This window comes from Shewanella marisflavi (assembly GCF_002215585.1).
Lineage (GTDB): Bacteria > Pseudomonadota > Gammaproteobacteria > Enterobacterales > Shewanellaceae > Shewanella > Shewanella marisflavi.
In genome coordinates this window covers 3,361,969-3,385,348 of sequence record NZ_CP022272.1, presented here as the reverse complement: position 1 = coordinate 3,385,348, position 23,380 = coordinate 3,361,969, and the positions used below count along the sequence as shown (strand labels likewise).

At 51.5% G+C, this 23,380-nt stretch carries 18 protein-coding genes; 4 read left to right on the top strand and 14 right to left on the bottom strand.

All coding sequences use genetic code 11. From position 1 onward, the window contains the following. Nucleotides 1-429 precede the first annotated feature (429 nt). The gene (locus CFF01_RS14920) at nt 430-2,085 is read left to right on the top strand and encodes a methyl-accepting chemotaxis protein (protein WP_232479451.1); all 1,656 of its coding nucleotides are present in this window, start codon (nt 430-432) and stop codon (nt 2,083-2,085) included. A 107-nt stretch (nt 2,086-2,192) separates the two neighbouring features. Here CFF01_RS14920 and CFF01_RS14915 read toward each other — a convergent pair whose 3' ends face one another. The 3 genes from CFF01_RS14915 to CFF01_RS14905 all read right to left on the bottom strand — a co-directional run bounded on the left by CFF01_RS14915 (nt 2,193) and on the right by CFF01_RS14905 (nt 7,282). After that, nucleotides 2,193-5,072 (bottom strand): valine--tRNA ligase, encoded by a 2,880-nt coding sequence (locus CFF01_RS14915; RefSeq protein ID WP_088905316.1) that lies wholly within the window; start codon nt 5,070-5,072, stop codon nt 2,193-2,195. Nucleotides 5,073-5,092: 20 nt separating this feature from the next. Further along, nucleotides 5,093-5,557, bottom strand: a complete 465-nt coding sequence (locus CFF01_RS14910; protein ID WP_088905315.1) for a DNA polymerase III subunit chi — start codon at nt 5,555-5,557, stop codon at nt 5,093-5,095. Nucleotides 5,558-6,379: 822 nt separating this feature from the next. Then, complete coding sequence (locus CFF01_RS14905) at nt 6,380-7,282, bottom strand: LysR family transcriptional regulator (RefSeq protein ID WP_198387063.1); 903 nt, start codon at nt 7,280-7,282, stop codon at nt 6,380-6,382. Between the two features lie 166 nt (nt 7,283-7,448). Here CFF01_RS14905 and xapA point away from each other — a divergent pair, with 166 nt between their 5' ends. The 3 genes from xapA (at nt 7,449) to deoC (ending at nt 10,420) form a co-directional block, all read left to right on the top strand. Beyond that, on the top strand, nt 7,449-8,279 hold the full coding sequence (gene xapA / locus CFF01_RS14900) for a xanthosine phosphorylase (RefSeq protein WP_088905314.1): 831 nt from the start codon (nt 7,449-7,451) through the stop codon (nt 8,277-8,279). Between the two features lie 8 nt (nt 8,280-8,287). Beyond that, on the top strand, nt 8,288-9,550 hold the full coding sequence (locus CFF01_RS14895) for a NupC/NupG family nucleoside CNT transporter (protein WP_088905313.1): 1,263 nt from the start codon (nt 8,288-8,290) through the stop codon (nt 9,548-9,550). A gap of 96 nt (nt 9,551-9,646) precedes the next feature. Then, the gene (gene deoC, locus CFF01_RS14890) at nt 9,647-10,420 is read left to right on the top strand and encodes a deoxyribose-phosphate aldolase (RefSeq protein ID WP_088905312.1); all 774 of its coding nucleotides are present in this window, start codon (nt 9,647-9,649) and stop codon (nt 10,418-10,420) included. Nucleotides 10,421-11,055: 635 nt separating this feature from the next. Here the strand turns inward: deoC and CFF01_RS14885 are convergent. From CFF01_RS14885 to CFF01_RS14835, 11 genes are all read right to left on the bottom strand, one after another. Further along, nucleotides 11,056-11,553 carry an AAA family ATPase gene (locus tag CFF01_RS14885; protein ID WP_088905311.1) on the bottom strand — a complete coding sequence of 166 codons (498 nt, stop codon included), beginning with the start codon at nt 11,551-11,553 and terminating at the stop codon, nt 11,056-11,058. 70 nt (nt 11,554-11,623) lie between these two features. Next, entirely contained in the window at nt 11,624-12,220 is a 597-nt protein-coding gene (locus tag CFF01_RS14880) for a glutathione S-transferase family protein (protein ID WP_088905310.1), read from the bottom strand. A 58-nt stretch (nt 12,221-12,278) separates the two neighbouring features. Further along, nucleotides 12,279-12,563 carry a hypothetical protein gene (locus CFF01_RS14875; protein ID WP_198387176.1) on the bottom strand — a complete coding sequence of 95 codons (285 nt, stop codon included), beginning with the start codon at nt 12,561-12,563 and terminating at the stop codon, nt 12,279-12,281. Between the two features lie 812 nt (nt 12,564-13,375). After that, nucleotides 13,376-13,798, bottom strand: a complete 423-nt coding sequence (locus CFF01_RS14870) for a nitrate reductase cytochrome c-type subunit (protein ID WP_033540628.1) — start codon at nt 13,796-13,798, stop codon at nt 13,376-13,378. Further along, entirely contained in the window at nt 13,795-14,682 is an 888-nt protein-coding gene (gene napH / locus CFF01_RS14865; protein ID WP_232479450.1) for a quinol dehydrogenase ferredoxin subunit NapH, read from the bottom strand. The genes CFF01_RS14870 and napH overlap by 4 nt, the downstream gene beginning before the upstream one ends. An 8-nt stretch (nt 14,683-14,690) precedes the next feature. Continuing rightward, a complete protein-coding gene (napG, locus tag CFF01_RS14860; protein WP_088905308.1) occupies nt 14,691-15,422 on the bottom strand; it encodes a ferredoxin-type protein NapG in 732 nt (243 codons plus the stop codon). 58 nt (nt 15,423-15,480) lie between these two features. Then, nucleotides 15,481-17,964, bottom strand: a complete 2,484-nt coding sequence (napA, locus tag CFF01_RS14855) for a nitrate reductase catalytic subunit NapA (protein WP_088905307.1) — start codon at nt 17,962-17,964, stop codon at nt 15,481-15,483. Next, nucleotides 17,961-18,230, bottom strand: coding sequence for a chaperone NapD (locus CFF01_RS14850; RefSeq protein ID WP_033540625.1), 270 nt, complete (start codon nt 18,228-18,230; stop codon nt 17,961-17,963). The genes napA and CFF01_RS14850 overlap by 4 nt, the downstream gene beginning before the upstream one ends. 611 nt (nt 18,231-18,841) lie before the next feature. Then, nucleotides 18,842-19,942 (bottom strand): lipocalin-like domain-containing protein, encoded by a 1,101-nt coding sequence (locus tag CFF01_RS14845; protein ID WP_088905306.1) that lies wholly within the window; start codon nt 19,940-19,942, stop codon nt 18,842-18,844. After that, complete coding sequence (locus CFF01_RS14840) at nt 19,939-22,629, bottom strand: ABC transporter permease (protein ID WP_088905305.1); 2,691 nt, start codon at nt 22,627-22,629, stop codon at nt 19,939-19,941. The genes CFF01_RS14845 and CFF01_RS14840 overlap by 4 nt, the downstream gene beginning before the upstream one ends. Continuing rightward, a complete protein-coding gene (locus CFF01_RS14835; RefSeq protein ID WP_088905304.1) occupies nt 22,622-23,287 on the bottom strand; it encodes an ABC transporter ATP-binding protein in 666 nt (221 codons plus the stop codon). Before CFF01_RS14835 ends, CFF01_RS14840 begins: the two co-directional genes overlap by 8 nt. Nucleotides 23,288-23,380 lie beyond the last annotated feature (93 nt).

Sequence of the window (23,380 nt, the reverse complement as noted above, 5' to 3'; positions counted from 1 at the left end):
CAGGCGCCGCCTCGATGAGCGTCTCACTGCTAAGCCCTTTCACCTCACTGCGAGCTAACCATTAATTTTCAGCTGTGCCCAAGAGAAGCTTTGACCCTGACCTTTTAACTCAGTTTGCAGGGCGAAGTGCACCGTCATTGAGGTGATTTCCAAAAACTTTGGCTAAATGTGATCTATTACTTATTGGGTATGTCACAGTACTGTTACTTTAATGCTATAAGTAAAAGTACTATAGATTGCGCTGCGTGAAATACCTTTGTTTTAAATGATTTATGTTTTAAATGGCTAATGCTTTATATGGCTTAAGTTTTAAATTATTTAGGCTTTGAACAAGCTGGCAGAGTCGGCGTTATACAAGCTTTGCGGGTAAGTCAAAATGCGCGATGGCAAAGGTCTTAGGGGAAGTTGATGTCTCAACAGGGAGTAGGAATGATGGATCGTATTAAGTCGGTTCGTTTTCAGTTAAAACTGAATGTCTTTTTAATCATCTTTGCCTTTGTGTTTCTTGGCTACAAAGGCATTACCGGCATGTTAGATGCGGGGGCGTCGATTGGTGAGCTTTATGGTCAGGGGATGCAACACAGCATCAGGGCCGGAAAGATTTTGCATGAATTGGAGATGGCCCGCAGTGGTCTGCTCCTCGGGTTTCAGCATGCTCCCGATAACGCCTTTGCAGATATGCACAATCACCCACTGAGCTTTCATGTGGAGTCGAGCCGTGAATCGATTAAGTTGCTGCATGACATTATAGATAACCAGATCTTAGCGTCGGATCTCGATAGTGATGAGCGTACTCAGGTGAATCGTTTAGTCTCACTGCTCGATAAGGTCACTCAAGAAGGCTTTAACCCCGCTATCGAGGCGCTAAGCCAGGGCGATTACCAGCGTTCCAATCAACTCTTGCTGGAAAATATCAATCCGCTGTTTAAGGACATCACGGCCCAGGCTCAGGCTTTCCTGGATTTGCAGATAGCCGAAGCTAAAGCCAGTTACCAGGACTCTGAGGAAACCGTTTCTCTTTATATCTGGCTGGTGGCCATCTTCTCAGGTGTCGCCATGTTGACCATTACTGCCAGCTCGGTATTTATCATACGCAGGGTCAGCCAATCTGTGGTGCAACTGGAAGAGACGGCGGTGGATATTGCTGCCGGGGATTTGACCAAGCGGATCCGGTTGGGCGGACAGGATGAGTTTGCCCACATTGCCGAACATGTGAACCGCATCGCAAGCGATTTCCAGCAGGCGGTGACCAATACTCATGCCTCCACCTCGCGCCTGGCCAGCGCGGCTGAAGAGAATGCCGTGGTCTCAACCCAGACTCAGCGAAATGTGCTGGATCAACAACAGCAGACCCAGCTGATCGCCACCGCCATCCATGAATTTACCGCCACTGTGCGCGAAGTGGCTCAGAGCGCCGCATCGGCCGCTAGCGCCTCCCATGAAGCCAACGAGGCCGCCCATGGCGCCCAGGGTGTGGTGGATGAGAGTATCGCTGTTATCGAAGCCCTGTCTCAGGAACTGACTAGCGCCAGTGAGGCGATGACGCTACTCGCGCAGCATTCCGATGAGATAGGCAGCGTGGTCGATGTGATCCAGGGGATTTCTGAGCAGACCAACCTGCTGGCACTTAACGCCGCGATTGAGGCGGCGCGGGCGGGCGAGCAGGGCAGAGGCTTTGCCGTGGTCGCCGATGAGGTGCGCTCCTTGGCCAAACGTACCCAGGACTCGACCGAGGAGATTCAGAAGATGATCCAGCGTCTGCAACAGGGGGCGCGTGGTTCGATGCAGATGATGCAGAGCGGTACCGAGCAGGTTAAACTCAGTGTGGATAAGTCTCTGCTGGTGCGCGGCGCCCTGCAGCAGATCTTAAACAGCATAGAGGAGATCAATGCCCTCAACGCCCAGATAGCGACCGCCTCAGAGGAGCAGAGCTCGGTGACCGAGGAGATCAATATCAACATCACCAATATCAGCGAGATCTCAGATCAGACCGCCGAGGGCGCCAGACAGAGCAGTGATGCCACCGAAGATCTGGCCAGACTGGCAGAATCTATGGAGGCGGATATCGCCCACTATAAGGTGTAGTCGGCTATTAAGAGGTCACGCGAGGTCTAGGCGAAAAACAGCAGATAAGAAAAAAGGCAGTCAACTGACTGCCTTTTTAGTATCTCAAACCGGATTAGCTTTCCAGCTTAGCCCTCGAGCTTAGCCAGCTCGGTCTTCTGCTCGCTGAGCTTATCCATATCGCGTTGGAACTCGGCCAGCTTGGCGCGCTCCTTCTCGATAACCGCTTCCGGCGCCTTGGCCACGAAGCCCTGGTTATTGAGCTTGCCTTCGATACGCTTAGCTTCACCCGCAAGCTTTTCAAGTTGCTTGTCGATACGCGCCATCTCGGCGGCCACATCGATAAGGCCAGCCATAGGGATCAACAGCTCCATCTCGCCAACCAACTGAGTGGTCGACATAGGCGCTGTGTCACCGTCCGCCAGAATCGTCATAGATTCCAGTTTGGCCAGAGTCGCAAAGAAGGTCTGGTTAGCTTCGACGCGTGCCTTGTCTTGCGCGCTAACGCTGCGTAGCAGGGCATTAAGTGGCTTGCTTGGGGCTATGTTCAGCTCGGCGCGGATGTTTCGCACGGCAACGATCACCTGCTTAACCCACTCCAGATCCGCCATGGCGGTTTCATCCACCTTGTCCGCCTGATATTCAGGGAACTCGGCCAGCATCAGGGTATCCCCCTCGACGCCCGCCAGCGGCTTAACGCGCTGCCAGATGGTCTCTGTCAGGTATGGCATCATAGGATGCAGCAGACGTTGCATGGCTTCCAGTACCGTCACTAGGGTGTGACGGGTACCGCGCTGCTCCGCCTCGGTGCCGTTTTGCAGTACAGGCTTGGTCAGCTCCAGATACCAGTCACAGAACTGGTTCCAGGTGAACTCGTACAGGGTATTGGCCGCCAGGTCGAAACGGTAGTTTTCCATGTGCTCGTCAAAGGTCTTAACCGTTTGGTTAAACAGGCCGACGATCCAGCGATCCGCCAGTGACAGCTGCATTTCGCCATCAGCTTTTCCGTTTGGAGACTGAGGGCCACAATCTTGCTCTTCTGTGTTCATCAACACATAGCGCGACGCGTTCCAGATCTTGTTACAGAAGCTGCGGTAACCGTCCAGACGCTTCATGTCCCAGTTGATGTCACGGCCGGTAGAGGCCATGGCTGCCAGGGTGAAACGCAGGGCGTCGGTGCCGTGGGCCTCGATGCCATCGCTAAACTCTTTACGGGTGCTCTTCTCGATCTTAGCGGCCAGCTGTGGCTGCATCATGTTGCCGGTGCGCTTCTCAACTAAGGCCTCGAGATCGATACCGTCGATCATATCCAGCGGATCCAGTACGTTACCCTTAGACTTGGACATCTTGTTGCCCTGCTCGTCACGGATAAGACCGGTCACATAGACCGTCTTGAACGGTACCTGCGGTTTGCCATCTTCGTCTTTGATGAAGTGCATGGTCATCATGATCATGCGCGCCACCCAGAAGAAGATGATGTCGAAACCTGTCACCAACACATCGGTTGGGTGGAAGGTCTTAAGCGCCTCGGTATCGTCTGGCCAGCCTAGGGTTGAGAAGGTCCACAGCGCTGAGCTGAACCAGGTATCCAGTACGTCTGGGTCTTGGCGTAGCACCACTGAATCGTCGAGGTTATGCTTGGCGCGAACTTCGGCTTCGTCGCGGCCCACATACACCTTACCGGCTTCGTCGTACCAGGCTGGGATACGGTGACCCCACCACAGCTGACGCGAGATACACCAGTCTTGAATGTCGCGCATCCAAGAGAAGTACATGTTTTCATACTGCTGCGGCACAAACTTGATGTCGCCGTTCTCAACCGCTTCGATGGCCGTCTTGGCCATAGGGGCTACGGCCACATACCATTGGTCGGTCAGTAGCGGCTCGATCACTACGCCAGAGCGGTCGCCGTAAGGCACCTTGAGGGCGTGTGGGTCAATCTTGCCCAGCAGGCCGAGTGACTCGAACTCTTCGACGATAGCAGTGCGGGCCTTGAAACGGTCCATGCCGGCAAAGCGCTCTGGCAGGCTGTTATCTAACTCGTTGTTGGCGGTGCCGTCGGTGTTAACCACTTCAGCCGTTGAGCGAATAGCCGCATCAATCGTTAAGATGTTGAACATGGGCAGGTTATGACGCTTACCTACCTCATAGTCGTTGAAGTCGTGGGCCGGGGTGATCTTCACGCAGCCGGTACCAAACTCCATATCCACATAGTCGTCGGCCACGATAGGGATGCGGCGGTTAACGATAGGCAGCAGGATAAACTTGCCGATCAGCGACTGATAACGCTCGTCGTCAGGATGTACGGCAACCGCGCTGTCACCCAGCATGGTTTCTGGACGCGTGGTGGCGACTTCTAGGTAGTCTTTACCGTCGGCGGTCAGCGCGCCATCGGCCAGCGGGTAGCGGAAATGCCACATGCTGCCCTGCTTCTCTTTGTTCTCGACTTCGAGATCAGAGATGGCGGTGTGTAGCTTAGGATCCCAGTTAACCAGGCGCTTACCACGGTAGATGAGCTCGTCGTTGTACAGACGCACAAACACCTCTTGCACCGCGGCAGACATGCCTTCGTCCATGGTGAAACGCTCACGATCCCAATCGACCGAGGCGCCCAGACGACGCAGCTGCTTGGTGATGGTGCCACCAGATTGGTTTTTCCAATCCCAGATACGGTCGATAAAGGTCTCACGGCCCAGGTCGTGACGGCTCTTGCCCTCTTCGGCTTCGACTTTGCGCTCCACCAACATCTGAGTGGCGATACCCGCGTGGTCGGTACCCACTTGCCACAGGGTATTCTTACCCTTCATGCGATGGTAACGGGTCAGGGTATCCATGATGGTGTCTTGGAAGGCATGACCCATGTGCAGGCTACCAGTCACGTTTGGCGGCGGGATCATGATGCAGTAATTGCCCTTCGACTCATCGCCGTGCGGCTTAAAGTAACCTTTCTCTTCCCAGTTCTGGTACAGAGCCTGTTCGATTGACTGTGGGTTGTATGTCTTTTCCATAGGAGCGTGTGCTTCTCAAACTAATTAATTGGTTGTTGGGTCGTTAGGGGGATCCCTAACTCGCGATACTGGCGATAGCGATCGCGCGCGGTCGCTTTCATAGCAGCATCGTTGGCAACGAAGTCGATAATCTGGCCAAAGTTTACCGCAAATTGCGGCGCTTGGTCTGCAAGATTAATCAGAAGATGACGATTTTTATTGGGGCCCAGTTTATCAAAGCCTATCTCTACTGGCGCACCACCCGTTGGCCCTTCACCTTTGAGGTTGTGGGGCACAAATGCTGTGGGCTCAAATTGCCATAATATTTCGTCAATCTCATAGGCCTGCTGTTGATCATTACAGTGGATATAGACCAGTTGTTGATCGCGATATGCCTGCTTGGCGAGCCGACAGGCAAACAGATAGACATTCTCGCGCTCTGCCTTGGCAACATCGGTTGCGGCAGAAGCTGCTTGTGGCATCAAATAAAACAAGGCGTTAGGCATTATCTGGCTCTATGTTGCTCGAGTATGGCTAGGCGTTGACGAAAGAGAGAATTCTACACCTAAAAGGGGGCGTTAAACCAGAGGGGGAGGGGATTTGTCGAATAACAAATTGGGTAATATTTTTGTGTTAGCGGTTAACTTTGATTGGTGTTTACCAGTTACTGGTAACGTTAACCTTTATTTCAACCTATCACCTGCGGTGGGCTCATGTGCAAACACATTTTTGACACGCTACAAGCACATCCCTGTGAGCTCTGCCTCGGCATCCATGCCTCGGAAGGTCAAAAATGTGTTTACACTGGGTGATTATCTATCTTCGATTTAGCTGTGTTTGGGTACACGAAGTATTTGAGGTGGGGTTGGTAAGCCAAAGCCTTTTGGAATTGAGTTTTGCCTGCTGAAGACCAATGCTTCATTGTTTTTAATGGCTTGGCAGTAGGTGCAGTGCATGGATGCGCCAATGTCGCGATTGCAGGGGGGCAAAAGAGCGATCTTTATGCGCAGGTACTGCTGTGACACGGAGAGTGAAGCGCAGCTTTGAGCCAACGAACGAGAGGCATGGATGCCGAACTGGCCCTTAAACAGGGATGTTGTTCAAGTACATTCCCTGTAGGCTCTGCCGTGACATCCCTGTCACGGAAGGTCACAGCCGTACCTACACCGAGTTATCCATCTCTTCGATTTAGCCTTGTATGGAGAAAAGCTAAATGAGAGAGACATGAATTTTAGGGAATGTTTACTCTGACCCCACTTACTCTTGCTAATGATAAAGAAGTGGCAATTAGTTAGGGGCTGATGACACTAGGAATTTAATAAACCGCTTTAATGAGCCATGCTATCGACTAATAATTTAGCCGCATCAGACATGGCTCTAGGGTCAAATATCGCACATAAGCTGGCGGGAATTTTCTCCTTTAACGGCACAAACTCGATGCCGTCCCATTGATGGGCGGTAAAACTTGAGGGCACAATCGCAACCGACTGACTAATTGCAACATAAGCCATTAAGCTGGTCGGCTCGACAAATTCTTTAGCCACCTCGGGCACAAAACCCGCTTGGCTACATTCATTAATAATTAGTGATGCAGATGCTGAGTTTTCGCGGCGCATAAAAGTGAAATTCTGACTACGAAGTTCAGGCAATGATAACTGACTACTCGCAGATAACGGGTGATCTTGTGCCATTGCCACAACAAAGCGCTCATTAGTTAATGGCTTGCTAGATAAAGGATGAATATCTAGCGCATCGGCAAAGCGTACTATGCCAATATCAATACTTTTATCTAAAATCGCCTGCTTTTGCATACGGGGTGACATTTCCAACATGTCGATACTGTAATCAGGATAAGCGTGATTGAAGCCTTTCACCATATCGCCTAAGCCAGCCCAAAATGCCGAACTGACAATACCCAATTTAATCTGCTGACTTTGCTTGCGATCAGCATGCTGCACTTTGAGCATGGCATGGTCAAAAGAGCGAAAAAGATGATCGCACTCAAGTTTTAGCACCCCACCTGCTGTGGTCAAGCTCACATTTCTGGAGTTTCTTGTCAGTAATTTCACTCCTAAAAGCCCTTCCAGCTCCTTAATTTGGCTACTCAGAGGCGAGTTGGTGATATTTAAGTTACTGGCAGCTTTACCAAAATGCTCGGTTTGCGCTAGTTCATAAAAATAACGCAGCATCTTTAAAGTAATCTTATCTATGAATTCATTGGTTTTTTTCATAAATCCACTTCCATTCGCATATTATCAGCACTAATAACACCAACCCAAAGCCGTTTAGGATCGCATTAATCATGCTGAAATATAGCATGATTAACAGGTTTTTGGCGATGTTCAGCAAAAAACGCTCTGCTACTATCAAGCCACTTAACTCACTCAGAGGTACATTATGAGCACAGATCCAGTTGTAGTAGCGATTAACACTATCCAAGAACGTAAACCTAATTTCTCACCTAAAGCGGCCTTTATTTTAGGTTCAGGTTTAGGCGTCATTGCGGATGAACTACAAGACAAAGTTGTGATCCCATATGAAGAGCTAGCAGGTTTCCCTGTAAGTACAGTACAAGGTCACTCAGGTGAATTAGTATTAGGCACTATGAATGGCGTTGAAGTGATTTGCATGAAAGGTCGTGGCCACTACTATGAACACCAAAGCATGAAAGTGATGACCACACCTGTTCGTGTTTTCAAACGCTTAGGTTGTGAGTTCTTACTTGTGACTAACGCTGCGGGTTCATTACGCCCAGATCGCATTGATGTTGGTTCACTAGTTGCCTTTAACGATCACATCAATACCATGCCTGAATCACCAATGTGCGGTCCAAATGATGAAGCATACGGCCCACGCTTCTTTAGCTTAGCTAACGCATATGACAAAGACTTACGCCGAGAAGCGCTCGCCATTGCTACGCAAAACGACATTACTTTAAATGAAGGTGTCTTTGTATCTTACACTGGCCCTAACTTTGAAACCCCTGCGGAAATCCGCATGATGCAAATTATCGGCGGCGATGTGGTTGGCATGTCTGTGGTACCCGAAGTTATTTCAGCAGCTCACTGTGGCCTACCTGTGCTAGCTGTTTGCGCTATCACTAACATGGCTGAAGGTTTAGGTGATGTTGAGCTTTCACACGACCAGACCTTGAAGTGCGCTAAGTTAGCTGAAGCTAACTTTATCAAGCTAATTAATGAATTTATGAAGAGCCACTTCAACTCGTAGGAGCTTGTATGTTTGCTATCGGATTTTTAGGCATTGCTGCATTAATCGCCATCGGCTACTTATGCTCAGTCAATCGAAAGGCCATTTCATTGCGAGTGGTTAGCTCGGCTTTCGCCTTACAAATGGCCATTGGTGCGTTCGTACTTTATGTACCATTTGGTCGCGCAACTTTAGAAGGCATGTCTCACGGCGTGCATGCTGTATTAGACAGTGGTAAATCGGGTATCCAATTCTTATTTGGTAACTTAGTTAACTTCTCGGTCGAAGGCATTGGTTTTGTGTTTGCGCTGAATGTATTACCGCTAGTGGTGTTCTTCTCGGCATTAATCTCTGTGCTGTATTACTTAGGTGTAATGCAATACGTGATCCGCATTATTGGCGGCGCGGTGTCTAAAGTCATTGGTACTAGCCAAGCTGAATCTATGTCGGCAGTATCTAACGCTTTTGTCGGCCAAAGTGAAGCGCCATTAGTGGTTAAGCCATATATGCCAAAAATGTCTGACTCAGAATTTTTCGCCATCATGTGTGGTGGTATGGCTTCTGTTTCAGGCACAGTATTAGCTGGTTACGCTATGATGGGCGTGAACATGGAATACTTGCTTGCAGCGTCATTTATGGCTGTGCCTGGCGGTATCTTGTTCGCAAAATTAATGGTGCCAGAAACTGAGCAACCTACTTATACCATTAGTAACTCGATTACTTTTACCGAGAAACCACCAGTTAACTTGTTAGCGGCGGCAGGTGAAGGTGCTATGAGCGGCCTAAAACTAGCAGCAGCCATCGGTGCTATGTTGATTGCCATGATCGGTTTAGTCACGCTAGTAAATACCATTTTAGGCGGCGTGGGTGATATGTTCGGTATGACCTTAACCTTAGAACTTATCTTAGGTTGGATCTTCTCGCCATTAGCTTTCTTATTAGGTGTGCCGCTAGCCGATATTGGCATTGCGGGCGCGATGATAGGTAAAAAGCTGATTGTAAATGAGTTTGTGGCTTACTCAGACTTATCACCATACTTGCAAGATCCTGCTTTAGTCGCTCAAGCTGGCTTACAAGTTTTAGATGAAAAAACCAAAGTTATCATCAGCTTCGCACTATGTGGTTTTGCTAACATTGCTTCAATCGGCATCTTAATTGGTGGCTTAGGCACACTTTGCCCATCACGTACCGACTTTATTGCGAAATACGGTGTACGCACCTTAATTGCGGCAAGTTGCTCGAACTTATTAAGTGCAGCCATTGCAGGTATCTTTATCTCATTTGTTATCTAATTCTTCCCTCTATGGAGGAGCCATGTTGTGAAATCGCTCCTCCATCTTTCATATAGTTACTAGCCTCCATCTTTCATATAGTTACTAGGATTTGTAATGGACACTTTTTCAACTGTCGCAAAAAAAACCATTGGCCTTTTAGATTTAACTACATTAACTAATGTCGAAACTGATGAATGTATCATCAAATTATGCCAAAACGCTGCAACTCCTTTTGGCATGACTGCTGCAATCTGCATATTTCCGAGATTTATTCCAGTTGCTAAGAAACAGCTTAAAAAGCAGGGAACAAAGGACATTAAGGTAGCCACAGTCGTTAATTTCCCTCACGGTAATGACGATCTAAATATCGCATTAGCAGAGACCAGTGCTGCGTTAGCTTATGGTGCCGATGAAATAGATATCGTTTTCCCATACAGAGCTTTAATGGCAGGCAATGAACAGATTGGTTTTGAAATGATCAAATCTGCAAAAGAGCTTTGTGGGGATGTCACTTTAAAGGTAATTATTGAATCTGGTGAGCTTAAAACAGAAGACTTAATCCGAAAGGCGACTGAGTTATCTATTCGTGCTGGAGCTGATTTTGTCAAAACTTCAACCGGAAAAGTTCTTATCAATGCCACACCTGAAGCTGCTCGCATTATGGTTCAGACCATTTATGACTTAGGGGCACAAGATAAAGTAGGATTTAAAGCCGCTGGCGGCGTAAAGACCACTGAGGATGCCAAGGATTATCTAGAATCTGCTTCCAATATAATGGGTCGTGATTGGTTGAATGCTCAACATTATCGATTCGGTACTTCAAGCTTATTGGTTGATTTACTCAAAACACTTGGTGCTGAATCTCAAATGGAGCAAGGAGATTACTGATGGCACGTAAAGCGATTATCCTCGTCCTTGATTCTCTTTAAATAAATGAATAAATGGGGTCAGAGTTAACTTTTTAAGGGAGTTGATTGGCTCATGGTGGTTGGCTTTTCATTCCCTGAATGGCGTGGTCGATGTTTGAGTCGAGTTGGCCTAGCTCTGTCCTTAACTGGTTATACTTTAATCTATCTTGTTAGTGGCCATCAATATGTAATGTCACATATTTGCCTGCTTTTTATCGAAAAATAATTGCTTGTCTCTGGGAGAATTCAGTGAGGTTAAATCGAAGAGACGTTAGATACGGGTGTAAGCACACTTTTGGCTCTCGGCGGCATGGACGCCGCCGTGAAGCCTCCAGGGACGGAACCTCGGCGTGCCAAAAGAGTGCTTGCACAACCCCCGCCGGGCAGGCGTTAGATTGCAGCGAAGGTGCGACCTTCAAATCCACTTAGTCAATGACTATGACGCTTAGCGCTAATATTCAGTTTCTCAGACACTAATTACAATGTGTCTCCCTATTCCCCCGTCGGGTAGGCGATAGGTTGCCATGAAGGTACGACCCTCAAATACTTTCAATAAATTACAATGCAGCCAAATTCGGTTAAAGCAAATAAAGGGGGCAACCTTTTACTTCAAACTTAGTCATCCCCTTTGACTAGCAATATATTCAGACCTTCATCGTCGGTTGGCGGCTCAAAATATTGCGTCACATGATGGAACATGGTTTCGTTATCGAAGTGGGCGCGTTCTGGCTGTTCCTGGCGCCGCTTGCCTATTTGAGCCAGGCACTGCTGATCGCTGAGCTCCAGATAGATGAGCTGATGCTCGCAAGCTAGCTCGTGGCAGAGCGAGATAAACCACTGCCGCTGCTTCCTAGTGTTGGCGGGAAAATCCATCACCACCTTAGTGCCGATATTTATCAGGTGTGCCACATGGTTTCTGATGAAGGGTTTGATGAGGCTTGAATAGTGAATATAGTCGTCAAATGACTCAATCTGATTGGGAAAGTGAGCCGCTAACCATTCATCTTCCGACAGTAACAGCGCCCCTTTTTCATCGGCGATTTGTCTTGCCTTGGTCGACTTGCCCGCGCCCATTTTGCCGCAGAAAAAGAAGAGTTTTCCCTTATGTGTCATCTATTGTCCCTTATCCGTGTTAGGCCATTTTTACATGCTTATACCGCAGCTATATTAGGTATTGGTGATATTAAACCATAGCCATATATTTGGGGTGCGCGGCGATGCGCTTAAGCCATGATTGAATCGCCGGGTAGTGATTGAGATCGAATCCGCCTTCGTCGGCCACATGGGTGTAGCCATACAGAGCGACGTCGGCCGTGGTCAGCTGCTCGCCGGTTAAATAGGGCGTCTCTTGCAGCTGGCCTTCCATCACCGCCAGCGCCTTGTGGCCGCCTTGTTGTTTTGACTCATAGTCGGCGCGGCGATCGTCCGGCAGCCCGAGGTATTTGGCGATAAAGCGTGCCACGGCAATATAGGGCTCATGGCTGTATTGCTCGAAGAACTGCCATTGCTGCACTTTGGCGAGGGCAAAGCTGTCTTTGGGCAGGAGTTCGCTGTCGGTGGCGAGATAGTTCAAGATGGCGTTGGACTCGCTGAGGCAGCGGCCATCATCGAGCTCCAGCAGGGGGATCTTGCCGTTGGGGTTCTTGGCCAGAAACTCGCTATTGCCGGTATCGCCCGCGAGAATATCCACATAAATCCATTCATGTTCAATGCCCAACAGGGCGCACAACAACTTCACCTTGTAGCAGTTACCAGACTGCAGATCGCCGTAGATTTTCACACATACTCCTTATGTTATTAACGCCTGCCAAACAGACGTTTTTTACAGAACTCGCTCATTACAAAGCACCCGAGGGCGGCTCATCGCTAGCCGGGTCGCAAGACTCCTGCTCCCGTTTAACCTCTTCTTGTTTAATACGCTGCAATTTTTTGATCTCACTCGGCGGTATGGGAAATAACGAAATTAAAGGAAATAACGCCAAGGCGAGATAAGCCCCAGTGGGCATCCCCTTGGCCCAGCCGACCAGCCTTGCCAGTGCCCACAGAAGCAGGATAAAGAGAAAGCCTGCCACGAAATAGCATAATAGTGGCTCCCAGCCACCCAATCGCCCTACAAGATCCATTTGCCTAACCTATCAATTCACCGTCTTAATTTAAATGGGTGTTAGATAGGAAAAATCAACCGGACTTAATGCCCTAGCAAAGGCAGAAACAGATCAAGTTAAGTCGAAGAGACGTTAGATACGGGTGTAAGCACACTTTTGGCTCTCGGCGGCATGGCCAAAAATGTTCCCTACATTTTTTGGCATTCCCTACATCCATGTAGGTCAGTACCGCCGTGCTAGAAGTATGCTTGGTTTATTCTATCGATAACTAATGAAGTTAAATCGAAGAGACGTTAGATACTCAGTGTAAACACGATTTTGGCCTTCGAAATCATGGATGATTTCGCAGAGCCCACATGGATGTGCTTGCGGCGAGCCAAAATAGTGTTTGCACAACCCCCGCCGGGCAGGCGTTAGATTGCCATGAAGGTGCGACCTTCAAATTCACTTAGCCAATGACCATGACGCTTAGCGCTAATATTCTGTTTCTCAAACACTAATTACAATGTGTCTCCATATTCCCCCGCCGGGCAGGCGTTAGGTTACAGCGAAGGTGCGACCTTCAAATCGACTTAGCCAACGACCGCGACGTTAACTCTAACACTGAGTTTTTCGCACATTAATTACAATGTGTCTCCATCCCCGCTAGGCAGGCGATAGATTGCCATGAAGGTGCGATTATCAGCGCGAGGCCAAACGGCAATACGGTTAGATGCTAACAACTAGCTAGGCCAAGGTTGCGGCCAGGCAATAAAAAACCACCCTTTGTCGGGTGGTTTTTATGTTTTCAGCGTCTAACGTTCAAGTCTGCAAGACCCGAACTTCAAGTTTTATTGATTCGAGAAATTATTCTCAACCAACTTCTGCTTGTTTTCCGCCTGTGGCACGTGACACTGAGTACAGTTGAAATACTCATAGTTGAGCTTGCTGTCTGGCAGAATGTGCGACGCGTGAATCTCGGTCGCCTTCATGCGCTTAGCTTTCTCTGGGCTGTGACAGGTCATACAGCCATTCTTCTTGATGCTGATTGGGTAGTCGGCCTTGTGCGGGATCAGCGGTGGCTGGTGGACGAAGCCACGCTCGATTGACTGACCTCTGCTTGGATAGGTCGGCATCTCGTCAGCGGCACGTACCGCGGTGATCTCGCCTTTTCCGAGTGAACTGATATTCACAGGTTCGGCCGCAATGTCGCTTTGCTGACCGGAACAGGCACCTAGCGCCATCAGCGCGACTAAAGTGAGTACTTTTTTCATTGGTTGTTCTCCGCCTTTAGGGCAATTCTATTTTGATACTGGAAAACGCGTTGGGCACAAACATCGATACATCGGCCGCACTGAGTGCAATCACTGTCGACTATCATGGGGTTGTCGCCTTTAAGAGCAGGCTTTAACACCTGCCGCTCGGGACACACCTCAAAACAATCCATACAGTTGTCGCATGCCTTGGCATTGACCGCAGAGACCTTAACCGGGCTCGCCTTGCCCAGCAGGGCAAACAGGGCGCCGGTGGGACACAGGTGACCACACCAGGCCCGTTCACTAATGAAGAGATCCAGCAAGAAGATCATCGCCAGTATCCATAGCCCACTACCGGCACCAAACAGCAGGGCGCGGTAGAGGATAGGCACTGGGTTGACCCACTCCCATGCGGTAATGCCTGTGACCAAGGGCAGTAGTAGCACCAGGGCCAGCAGGTAGTAGCGCAGGTTCCTGGGCATCTCGGCGGTGCGTGGCAGACGCAGTTTGCGTCTTAGCCAGCTGGCAGCGTCGGTGACCAGGTTGACCGGGCAGACCCAGCTGCAGAACACCCGTCCACCCGCAAGCAGGTAGAACAGCGCTATGATGAGCGCACCGACAAGCAGCGCGGTTTCGGGAAGGTGTCCCGTCATCAGCACCTGCAGGGTGACCAGGGGATCTGACAGGGGCACAGCCCCCAGCAACTCGCTGGAAGAGAGATTACCTTTGAGTATCCAGAGCCCCATCCAGGGGCCGATGGCAAAGGTCAGCAGCACACACAGCTGACTGGCACGACGCAGGAACAGGAACTTGTGGGCACGCCACCAGCCTAGTTCATCGATCGCCGCCTGAGCGAAACGTGTCTGAGCCGCGCCTGGCGCTGTCATCTTCGTATTACTCATGCCGTTCTTCATAGTGTGAGCCCCTTATTCAACATCTCCAGCGTGGTCTCTTCTGTGTTGATATAGGTATCGTGGGTTGCGGTTTTACCGAGCGCAATATGAGCCGGCAGCACCTTAATGGCCGCTTCTTCCAACACGCAGGCATGTTCACACTTGCCACAGCCGGTACAGGTGTCGCTGTTGACCGTGGGGATAAACATGGCGTGGTGGTCGCTGCGGTGGTTACGCTGCCGTTCGAGCGTGATGGCGTTGTCGATCAAGGGGCAGACGCGGTAACAGACGTCACAACGCAGCCCTTTGAAGTTGAGACAGTTTTTCTCGTCGATCAGTACCGCTATCCCCATCTTGGCCTCTTCGATATTGGTCAAGCCGTGATCCAGCGAACCCGAAGGGCAGGCTTTCACACAGGGGATATCTTCGCACATCTCACAGGGCACTTTGCGGGTCGTGAAGTAAGGCGTACCCGTGGGGGCACCCTCAAACCAGCGAGCCAGTTTCAGGGTGTCGTAGGGGCAGGCCTCAACACAGAGTCCGCAGCGTACACAGGCCGACAGAAAATCTTGCTCATCCAAGGCGCCAGGTGGTCGAACCGCCATAGGGTCCAGGTGCGAGGATTGCTTGGCAACCCCACTGACACCTAGCCCTAAGAGACCCATAGCGCAACCTGCCTTAGCCGTAGTGGCTAAGAACTGGCGGCGATTGACCCCCTTAGTTTTACTATTGCGATTGACCTGGCTCATATCTAGCTCTTCGTATTCGATGTTTAACTCAAGCGATTAAAGGGTTCACTGAACCGCTTTAGGCTTTCATCACTTTTACCGGACACTTCTTGAAATCTGTCTCTTTCGAGAGAGGATCTGTGGCGTCCAGTAACAACTTGTTGACCAGTTGGCGCGCATCGAAGAATGGCATAAATACCACGCCTCGTGGCGGTTTGTTCCGGCCTTTGGTTTCAACACGTGTCTTGACTTCACCGCGAGGCGAGGCCACGACCACTTCATCACCACGTTGTAGACCACGGGCCTTGGCGTCTTCCGGATGCATGAAGATCTGTGCATCTGGGTAGGCGCGATACAGCTCGGGAACGCGGGCGGTCATAGACCCTGTATGCCAATGTTCGAGCACGCGGCCCGTCGACATCCAGAGATCGTATTCTTCGTTCGGCTCTTCGGCGGCAGGCTCGTAAGGTAGAGCGAAGATCACCGCCTTACCGTCTGGCTTACCGTAGAAGTTAAAGCCTTCACCGGCTTTGACATAAGGGTCGCTACCTTCGACGAAGCGGCGCAGCGTCTCTTTGCCATTGACCACAGGCCAGCGCAGACCGCGGGTCTCGTGGTAGGTGTCGAAGTCGGCTAAGTCGTGGGCATGGCCGCGACCGAACTGGGCGTACTCTTCGAAGATACCCTTTTGCAGGTAGAAGCCGAAGGCTTCTGACTCATCGTTTAGCTCACCCTTACAGTCTGAGGTGGGGAACTTGTTGATCACCCCGTTGGCAAACAGCACATCATAGAGCGTCTTGTCAGCGTATTCAGGCTTCTTGGCTACCAGTTCTGCTGGCCAAACTTCTGATACCTTGAAGCGCTTAGAGAACTCAACTAGCTGCCAAAGGTCAGACTTGGCGCCTTCTGGTGCCTTGACCTGCTGGTGCCACATATGGGTACGGCGCTCGGCGTTACCATAGGCACCTTCTTTCTCGACCCACATGGCGGTCGGCAGAATCAGGTCGGCAGCCATGGCGGTGACCGTTGGGTAAGGATCTGACACCACGATGAAGTTTTCTGGGTTACGGAAACCTGGGTAGATCTCATCGTTGATGTTAGGGCCAGCCTGCATGTTGTTGGTACACATGGTCCAGTAACAGTTGAGCTTGCCATCTTTGAGCATGCGGCTCTGCAGTACGGCGTGGAAACCGGGCTTAGGCGGAATTGTGCCTTCTGGTACTTGCCATAGCTTTTCGGTCACGGCTCTGTGCTTAGGATTGGCCACAACCATGTCGGCAGGTAGACGGTGCGCGAAGGTACCCACTTCACGGGCGGTACCACAGGCTGACGGTTGACCGGTTAGCGAGAATGGGCTGTTACCTGGGGTAGAGATCTTACCGGTCAGCAGGTGGAGGTTGTAGAGCATGTTGTTAGCCCAAACACCACGTACGTGCTGGTTGATACCCATGGTCCACAGGCTCATGACCTTCACCTTAGGATCGGCGTAGGCCTTGGCCAGGATCTCGAGTTTTTCTGGCTCGACGCCACTCATCTTGGCGGCGTATTCCAGGGTGTAGGTGCTGACGAACTTAGCGTACTCGTCGAAGCTGATGGCGCTAGACTTGCCATTGCCTGGGTTTTTGGCTTTCTTCTCAAGCGGATGATCAGGACGCAGACCATAACCGATATCTGTGGTGCCCAGGGCAAACTTAGTGTGCTTGCTGACAAATTCTTTGTTCACCGCACCGTTTTGAATGATGTAGTTGGCGATGAAGTTAAGGATCACCAGATCAGACTGAGGGCGGAATACCATAGGGTTGTCGGCGAGATCGAAACTGCGGTTTTCGAAGGTCGACAACACATGCACGCGGCTATCAGGGCTACTTAGGCGACGATCCGATAAACGTGCCCAAAGGATTGGGTGCATCTCGGCCATGTTGGCGCCCCAGAGCACAAACTGATCGGCGGCTTCTAAGTCATCGTAACAGCCCATAGGCTCGTCGATACCGAAGGTACGCATAAAGCCACCTACGGCCGAAGCCATACAGTGACGGGCGTTTGGATCTATGTTGTTGGTGAGGAAGCCTGCCTTGTGCAGTTTAGAGGCGGCGTAACCTTCCCAAACGGTCCACTGGCCTGAGCCGAACATGCCGACGGCGGTAGGACCCTTGGTTTTCAGGGTGTGCTTCCACTTTTCAGCCATGGTATCCAGGGCTTTGTCCCAGCTGACCGGGGTAAATTCACCCTCTTTGTCATACTGGCCATTCTTCATGCGCAGTAGCGGCGTGGTAAGACGGTCTTTACCGTACATGATTTTGGATAGGAAGTAGCCCTTAATACAGTTAAGGCCCTTATTGACCGGACTTTCTGGATCGCCCTTGGTGGCAACGACTTTGCCGTTATTGGTGCCGACCAATACGCTACAGCCCACGCCGCAAAAACGGCAGGGGGCCTTATCCCACTTGATGTTGTCATTCTGCTCAGCGGCTTCAACGATCTTCACTGGCAGAGTGACACCAACCGTGGTCGCAGCGGCAACTGCGGCGTTGGCTTTTAGAAACTCGCGACGGCTAATGCTCATGGTGTTTCCTCACTCTTTTCTTCTAATGGTTCAACTTGGTGATAGACAAGACTGCTTGATAACACCCCGCTAAGGGCGTTGATGGCTTCGACGTTATCGAGGATGGCACCTTGGGTGGCGCCTTCCAGAGTAATGACTAACTTACCCTCGTCGGTAACGGCGTGGATATCGGCGCCCGCCAGGGCGTTGATATCCGCTGTAACTTGAGTTACTGCGCTTGGTGAGGCGTGAACCACCAGGCTGGTAACATGATATTCCTGTGTCATGGGTTAACCCTGTTGTGGCGGCTGGACACCCGGGATATTGGCGATATTTAGGGTGTTGACCGCATAAGGATATGATTCAGTCTAAACCTTGCTGGTTATAGGGGTATACCTCTTGAGGGGTAACTGGCGCTTTTGTAGATCGAGATCAAAGTTTTTCGTGTGACCTAACTCTCAGTTCGAAATTTAAACAGGATTTAGCGCTGGACATTGGCTGATTTTTACCTCAACAAGCTTGGATAATTTGTCCAATATTGCCTAGCGACCGATTTAAAACGCACGATAAAACGAGGTTTTTAAACTCGCGTGAAAGCCTTAAATTAATTGGGTTTGTGCTAATTTAGCGATTTATCCCGCGACGGGATGCAAGGGGAATATCCAAGATTGAAAAGCATCGGCGGCGCGCTTGCCGGTGACTGCTATATACCTTGAGACCACAAGGCCTTGTCGGCCCGGGTTAACTTGGCTCATTTCATCTTATAAGAAGGTGAGGGCGAGCCCGGTAAACATGGATGACGCTTATATCATCATAGGTATATAGCGCTGATGGGCTGCTCGCCATTGGCGACCAGCTAGTGACGATCAGCTAGTAACGACCAGCTAGTGACGAGCCGCTAGTAGCCGGTGAGCTCCATATACCCTTGGCCCTGATGGGAGCCGCTTATCTGGATAGGCCCTTCCCAGTAGCGCACGCTCAGGGGCATCAGACTGTCTGGATTGAGGGGCGAGATCGTGAGCTTTAGCTGCTCGCTGGGGATGGCGATCTGCCAGGCCACAGGGTAGCTTGACTCGCCTATCTGTTGCCAGTCGGTGGCTTTCATTGTGATGGCCTGGCTCTCTATGTTGCGGCCGCGGCCATCTGGATACATGCGCCGGGCGCTGAAGAAGGGTTTCTCCTGGGTGTTTGTTCTGAGCTGAAACAGCATCAGCGCCGAGCCATCATCCAGGCGCAGGGCAAACCAATCCCAGCCTTGTTGATGTCGGTCTAAAAATTGTGAGCTCCACTCGCGATCTAACCAGCCTTTACCCGTCACTTTTTGGGTTTGGCCGTCGATCTTGACCCTGCCACTGATCTCGATAAAGGGTTGGCTGTAGTAGTAGGAGGCCACCTTACCACTGGCGTTTTTGATGCTGTAGCCCTGATCGCCCTGCAGTTGCAACGGCGCGTCACTCTTAAGGGTTAACTGGTAACTCATCTTGTCGCCAACGACCTGTAACTCGGCGGGAAACAGCTGCTCGCCCTGACTCTGCCAGCGCCACTCATCGAGCTTTATTGTTAGCGGCGCCGTGCTGGTGCCTGCCAGTTCAGGGTGGCCGCGAGACCAGCGCTCCTGCGTCAGGTGTTTATCACTTGTGGTCAGTGCGCTATGGGCCATATAGAGCTGATTGGTCGCCCAGGAGGAGCTTGCACTGGCTGAGTCAAGGGGTGATTCAGTTGAGCCTGGTGACAGGGCGATACGAAATTGGGTCCACTGCACCCCGAGAGGCTCACCAGATTCTGTGGTGAGGTTGGCGGTCAGATACCACCACTCTTGCCTAAAATCATTATGGGCCTGGTGATCCTTGGGAAAGCTAAGCGCTTTGCCTTTGATGACCTGGGCATAACCTTCTGTGTTAGAGCCCATAAGGTTACCCATGGCGCCCGCCGTTTCCTCTTTAGGCTTATCACAGCCCAGTAGCAGAGCGATGAGACTGAGCATTAGTAAGCGTGTCATAGCACCTCCCTCTGTAGGCTTGAGATCAATGGGCGTCTGGTCTGTTGGTAGAGGGGGAAAGCGACAGCCAAGGCGCTGGCGAGTAATGCCAGCCCCACCAGTTGCAGATAGGCCTGCCAGTCCCAGACCATGGCGATACTCCAGCCAAAGGCCTGCAGTGTCACCTTGTGGATCAATAGATAGCCCAGCAGTGCCCCCGTCGGTAGCGCCACCAGGCAGGTGAGCAGCACCATTAAGAGCATCTGACCGACGATCATTTGCACCAGCTGGCGGCGATTCACCCCCAGGGCGTAGAGGCGGGCGATGGGAGCCAGCCGAGCCTGGGTCAGCATATAGCAAGCACTGAACAGGCCGATGGCGGCCACCATCAGGGTCAGGCTATTGAGCACCTGAGTGATAGAGAAGGTGCGCTTAAACATGGTGATCGCCTGGGACTTTATCTTCTCCTGGCTGTAGACCAGTGCATCGGGCAGGTTGAAGCGCGCCTGTAACTGCTGGCTTAAGTTATCTAGGTCGCCATCATAGGTGAGCGCCAGGCTGAGCGGTGTCTCGCCGAGCTGCGCCTCTTGCCACAGGGCTGGCGCGATGATCACCTCGCCGTAGGGATTGCCGTAATCATAATAGATGGCGGCTATGGTCAATGGTGTCTCCCCAAGTGCGGCGAGCTGAATCTTATTCCCCAGTTGCTTGCCATGCTTGATGGCAAAGGGTTCGCTGACCAGGACCAGCGGCGTTGAGGAATGCGGCGTTGTGGAATGCGACGCTGAGTCAGGCATTGATGAGAAAAACGCCTGCCACAGTTCAGGCTGGGCCTGTTTGATGATGGTGGTGTGCTCGATAGAGTAAGGATCTCGCGTCAGCAAAAAGATAGGGGTCTGCTGATAGCGCGTCTTAATCTGCCACTGCTTATAGAGTCCCGTCACCTCAGGCGATTGTGCCAGCGCCTTTTCCACCTCGATCATCTGACTGGCGGGTGGTCGCAGATAAAGCTGGGCATGCAGTCTGGCATCCAGCCATTGTTTGAGGGTGATCTCGAAGCTGCCCACCAGGCTGTTCATGGCGATGTTGGCTGTTAGCGCCAGTAGCATGGCCATCATGGCCAGTGAGAGAGGCGGTAATAACTCTTTGGTTTCGGCAATTTGATAAGCGATAAGTCCCTTTGGACTCAGGCCCTGTATTAGGCCGATAAGCTTTCTTAGCAGATAAGGTAAGGCCATGGGGATGGCCAGCACCACAAGCCCCAGTAAGGCCATGGTGAATTTATAGTCCTGGCTGAGTGGCATGAGTATCAGGGTGATGCCACCGAGAAGAAGGGCGACCAGCATGAGGCGATTTTGCGCCTTGGTCGCACTGCGTTGCAGGCTGAGCTGGCCACTGCCCTGGGCAAGTGGTTGATGTATCAGCTCGCGCAGCAAGGAGCTACAGGCGAGCAGCGCGGCGACCAGAGTGAGCAGGCTAGCCTGGGCCAGCCACTGCCAACGCCAGCTGCCGGGCAGTATGTGGGCGCCATAGAGCTGCTCCAGAGTGACCGATACCATAGGTTGCAGCCAGTAGCTTAGCTGAAGCCCCAGAATAAAGCCGATAAGTGAGCCCAGCAGCACCAGCACCATAAGCTCCATGCCTAAGGCGAGCATGATGGCGCTGCGCCGCACCCCTTGCTGTTGCAGTTGTATGATGAGTCGCTTGCGCTTGAGCAGGCTATAGCGCACGCCGTTATAGGCGATAAACAGCCCGACAACAAAGGCCAGCAGGCTCATGGCGGTGAGGTTGAGATGAAAACTGTTTGTCAGCGCCTTCATCGCCTCGCCGTTATCACTCTCAACCAGACTGACCTTATCACTGAGTAGCTGTTCAAGCTCGGCCTGTCTGGCGCCGGGTTCACTGAACAGGGCGATGTAGCTAAGCTCTCCAGGTTTAGCTAACACTGTTTGCGCCAGCGAGATATCCATAAGCAGGCGATCCCCCAGCTGATAACTGTCGTCGATGGCCTGCACTGTCAGTAAGGTGCCATTGAGAATGAGCTGCCCGCCTTCTAGAGCGTCAGCCCGGCTTTGACTCATTAATACCAAAGGCTCGCCGGCCAACAGGGCGCCAAGGGGGAGCTCTCCCCGTATCGATGGCACAGGTGGTGCGTCTTTCTTGTGGTTTGACTCTTGGTTTGTGCTCTCTTGGGTTGGCGCCGTTGATACCGCCGCCAGCGCGGCAACCAGATCGCTGCCCTCTATCTGCCAAGCCTGCTGGTGTTGATCCAGCGCCCGCCCCTCGAGTACGGCAAGGCTGTGGGAGAAGCCTCGCTGCCTTAGGGTAAAGTAGAGGCTTTCATCAAGGGCTTGGCCCGTGCGCGGCATGATGAGAGAGCTGGCCTGATGGCTCAGTAGCTCGGCGGCCTCGCTGTAGCTGTCGATGGCGCTTTCGTTGGTGGCCCTCACTCCGGTCAATAAGGTGACGGCTAATATGATACCGATCAGAATCGCGCCCGCTTGCAGGGGCGCCTGACGATAGTGAGCGTTAAAGACCCTCAGGGTCTGACGGGTGGCTAACCAAAGGGACGAGCGCTTAGGGCTATTTATGTTTTCGCCCTTATGGGGCGAGCGCTTAGGGCTATTTATGTTTTCGCCCTTGTGGGACGAAGGCTTAGGGCTATTTATGTTTTCGCCCTTATGGGACGAGCGCTTAGGGCTACTCATGTACCCGCCCGAGATCCAGATGCCAGCGGCGCTGCATAAAAGCGGCGCATTCCATTGAGTGGGTCACCATCAAGATACTGGTGTTGTTTTCGCCTGCCAGGGCGCAGATAAGCTCCATCACCTCAAGGCTGGTGGTCTGATCCAGGTTGCCTGTGGGTTCGTCGGCCAGCAGTAAGGCGGGCTTATGGGCCAGTGCTCTGGCGATGGCGACCCTTTGCTGCTGACCGCCCGATAAGGCATCCACATGACGTTTTAGGAGTGGCCTTAGGCCCAGTGCGTCGGTGAGATGATCGCACCAGCTATTCCAGGCCGCGCCATTAAGATGCAGCGGAAAGGCGATATTGTCTTCCACATTGAGCGGGGTAAGCAGGTTGAACTGCTGAAAGACCACGCCCAACTGATGATGTCTGAACTGACTCCAGCGTCTGTCGTCCCAATGGGTACTGGCCTGATCGAGCAGGGTCAGGGTGCCGCTGGTGGGGCGCTCGAAGCCAGCGATAATATTGAGCAGGGTGCTCTTGCCGCTGCCGCTGGGGCCGGTGAGCGCCACGGTTTCTCCCTGGTTGAGGGTTAAATCCAGTTTATCCAATACCAGATGAAACTTATCGCCATCGTTAAACCCTTTAGAGATCTCACTTAGCGTCGCGACACTCGTCATTGTCTGTCCTTAGGTTTTTGCCTGAATCTATATCTGGCAAAGTATGATGAAACCCATTGATAACCCTATCGATAGCAGATTGCAAGGTGCAAT

Excerpts from the sequence above, each read along its gene's own strand:
- CFF01_RS14920 (WP_232479451.1), top strand. The coding sequence starts at position 430 with ATGATGGATCGTATTAAGTCGGTTCGTTTTCAGTTAAAACTGAATGTC.
- CFF01_RS14915 (WP_088905316.1), bottom strand. The coding sequence starts at position 5,072 with ATGGAAAAGACATACAACCCACAGTCAATCGAACAGGCTCTGTACCAG.
- CFF01_RS14910 (WP_088905315.1), bottom strand. The coding sequence starts at position 5,557 with ATGCCTAACGCCTTGTTTTATTTGATGCCACAAGCAGCTTCTGCCGCA.
- CFF01_RS14905 (WP_198387063.1), bottom strand. The coding sequence starts at position 7,282 with ATGAAAAAAACCAATGAATTCATAGATAAGATTACTTTAAAGATGCTG.
- xapA (WP_088905314.1), top strand. The coding sequence starts at position 7,449 with ATGAGCACAGATCCAGTTGTAGTAGCGATTAACACTATCCAAGAACGT.
- CFF01_RS14895 (WP_088905313.1), top strand. The coding sequence starts at position 8,288 with ATGTTTGCTATCGGATTTTTAGGCATTGCTGCATTAATCGCCATCGGC.
- deoC (WP_088905312.1), top strand. The coding sequence starts at position 9,647 with ATGGACACTTTTTCAACTGTCGCAAAAAAAACCATTGGCCTTTTAGAT.
- CFF01_RS14885 (WP_088905311.1), bottom strand. The coding sequence starts at position 11,553 with ATGACACATAAGGGAAAACTCTTCTTTTTCTGCGGCAAAATGGGCGCG.
- CFF01_RS14875 (WP_198387176.1), bottom strand. The coding sequence starts at position 12,563 with ATGGATCTTGTAGGGCGATTGGGTGGCTGGGAGCCACTATTATGCTAT.
- CFF01_RS14870 (WP_033540628.1), bottom strand. The coding sequence starts at position 13,798 with ATGAAAAAAGTACTCACTTTAGTCGCGCTGATGGCGCTAGGTGCCTGT.
- napH (WP_232479450.1), bottom strand. The coding sequence starts at position 14,682 with ATGAGTAATACGAAGATGACAGCGCCAGGCGCGGCTCAGACACGTTTC.
- napG (WP_088905308.1), bottom strand. The coding sequence starts at position 15,422 with ATGAGCCAGGTCAATCGCAATAGTAAAACTAAGGGGGTCAATCGCCGC.
- napA (WP_088905307.1), bottom strand. The coding sequence starts at position 17,964 with ATGAGCATTAGCCGTCGCGAGTTTCTAAAAGCCAACGCCGCAGTTGCC.
- CFF01_RS14850 (WP_033540625.1), bottom strand. The coding sequence starts at position 18,230 with ATGACACAGGAATATCATGTTACCAGCCTGGTGGTTCACGCCTCACCA.
- CFF01_RS14845 (WP_088905306.1), bottom strand. The coding sequence starts at position 19,942 with ATGACACGCTTACTAATGCTCAGTCTCATCGCTCTGCTACTGGGCTGT.
- CFF01_RS14840 (WP_088905305.1), bottom strand. The coding sequence starts at position 22,629 with ATGAGTAGCCCTAAGCGCTCGTCCCATAAGGGCGAAAACATAAATAGC.
- CFF01_RS14835 (WP_088905304.1), bottom strand. The coding sequence starts at position 23,287 with ATGACGAGTGTCGCGACGCTAAGTGAGATCTCTAAAGGGTTTAACGAT.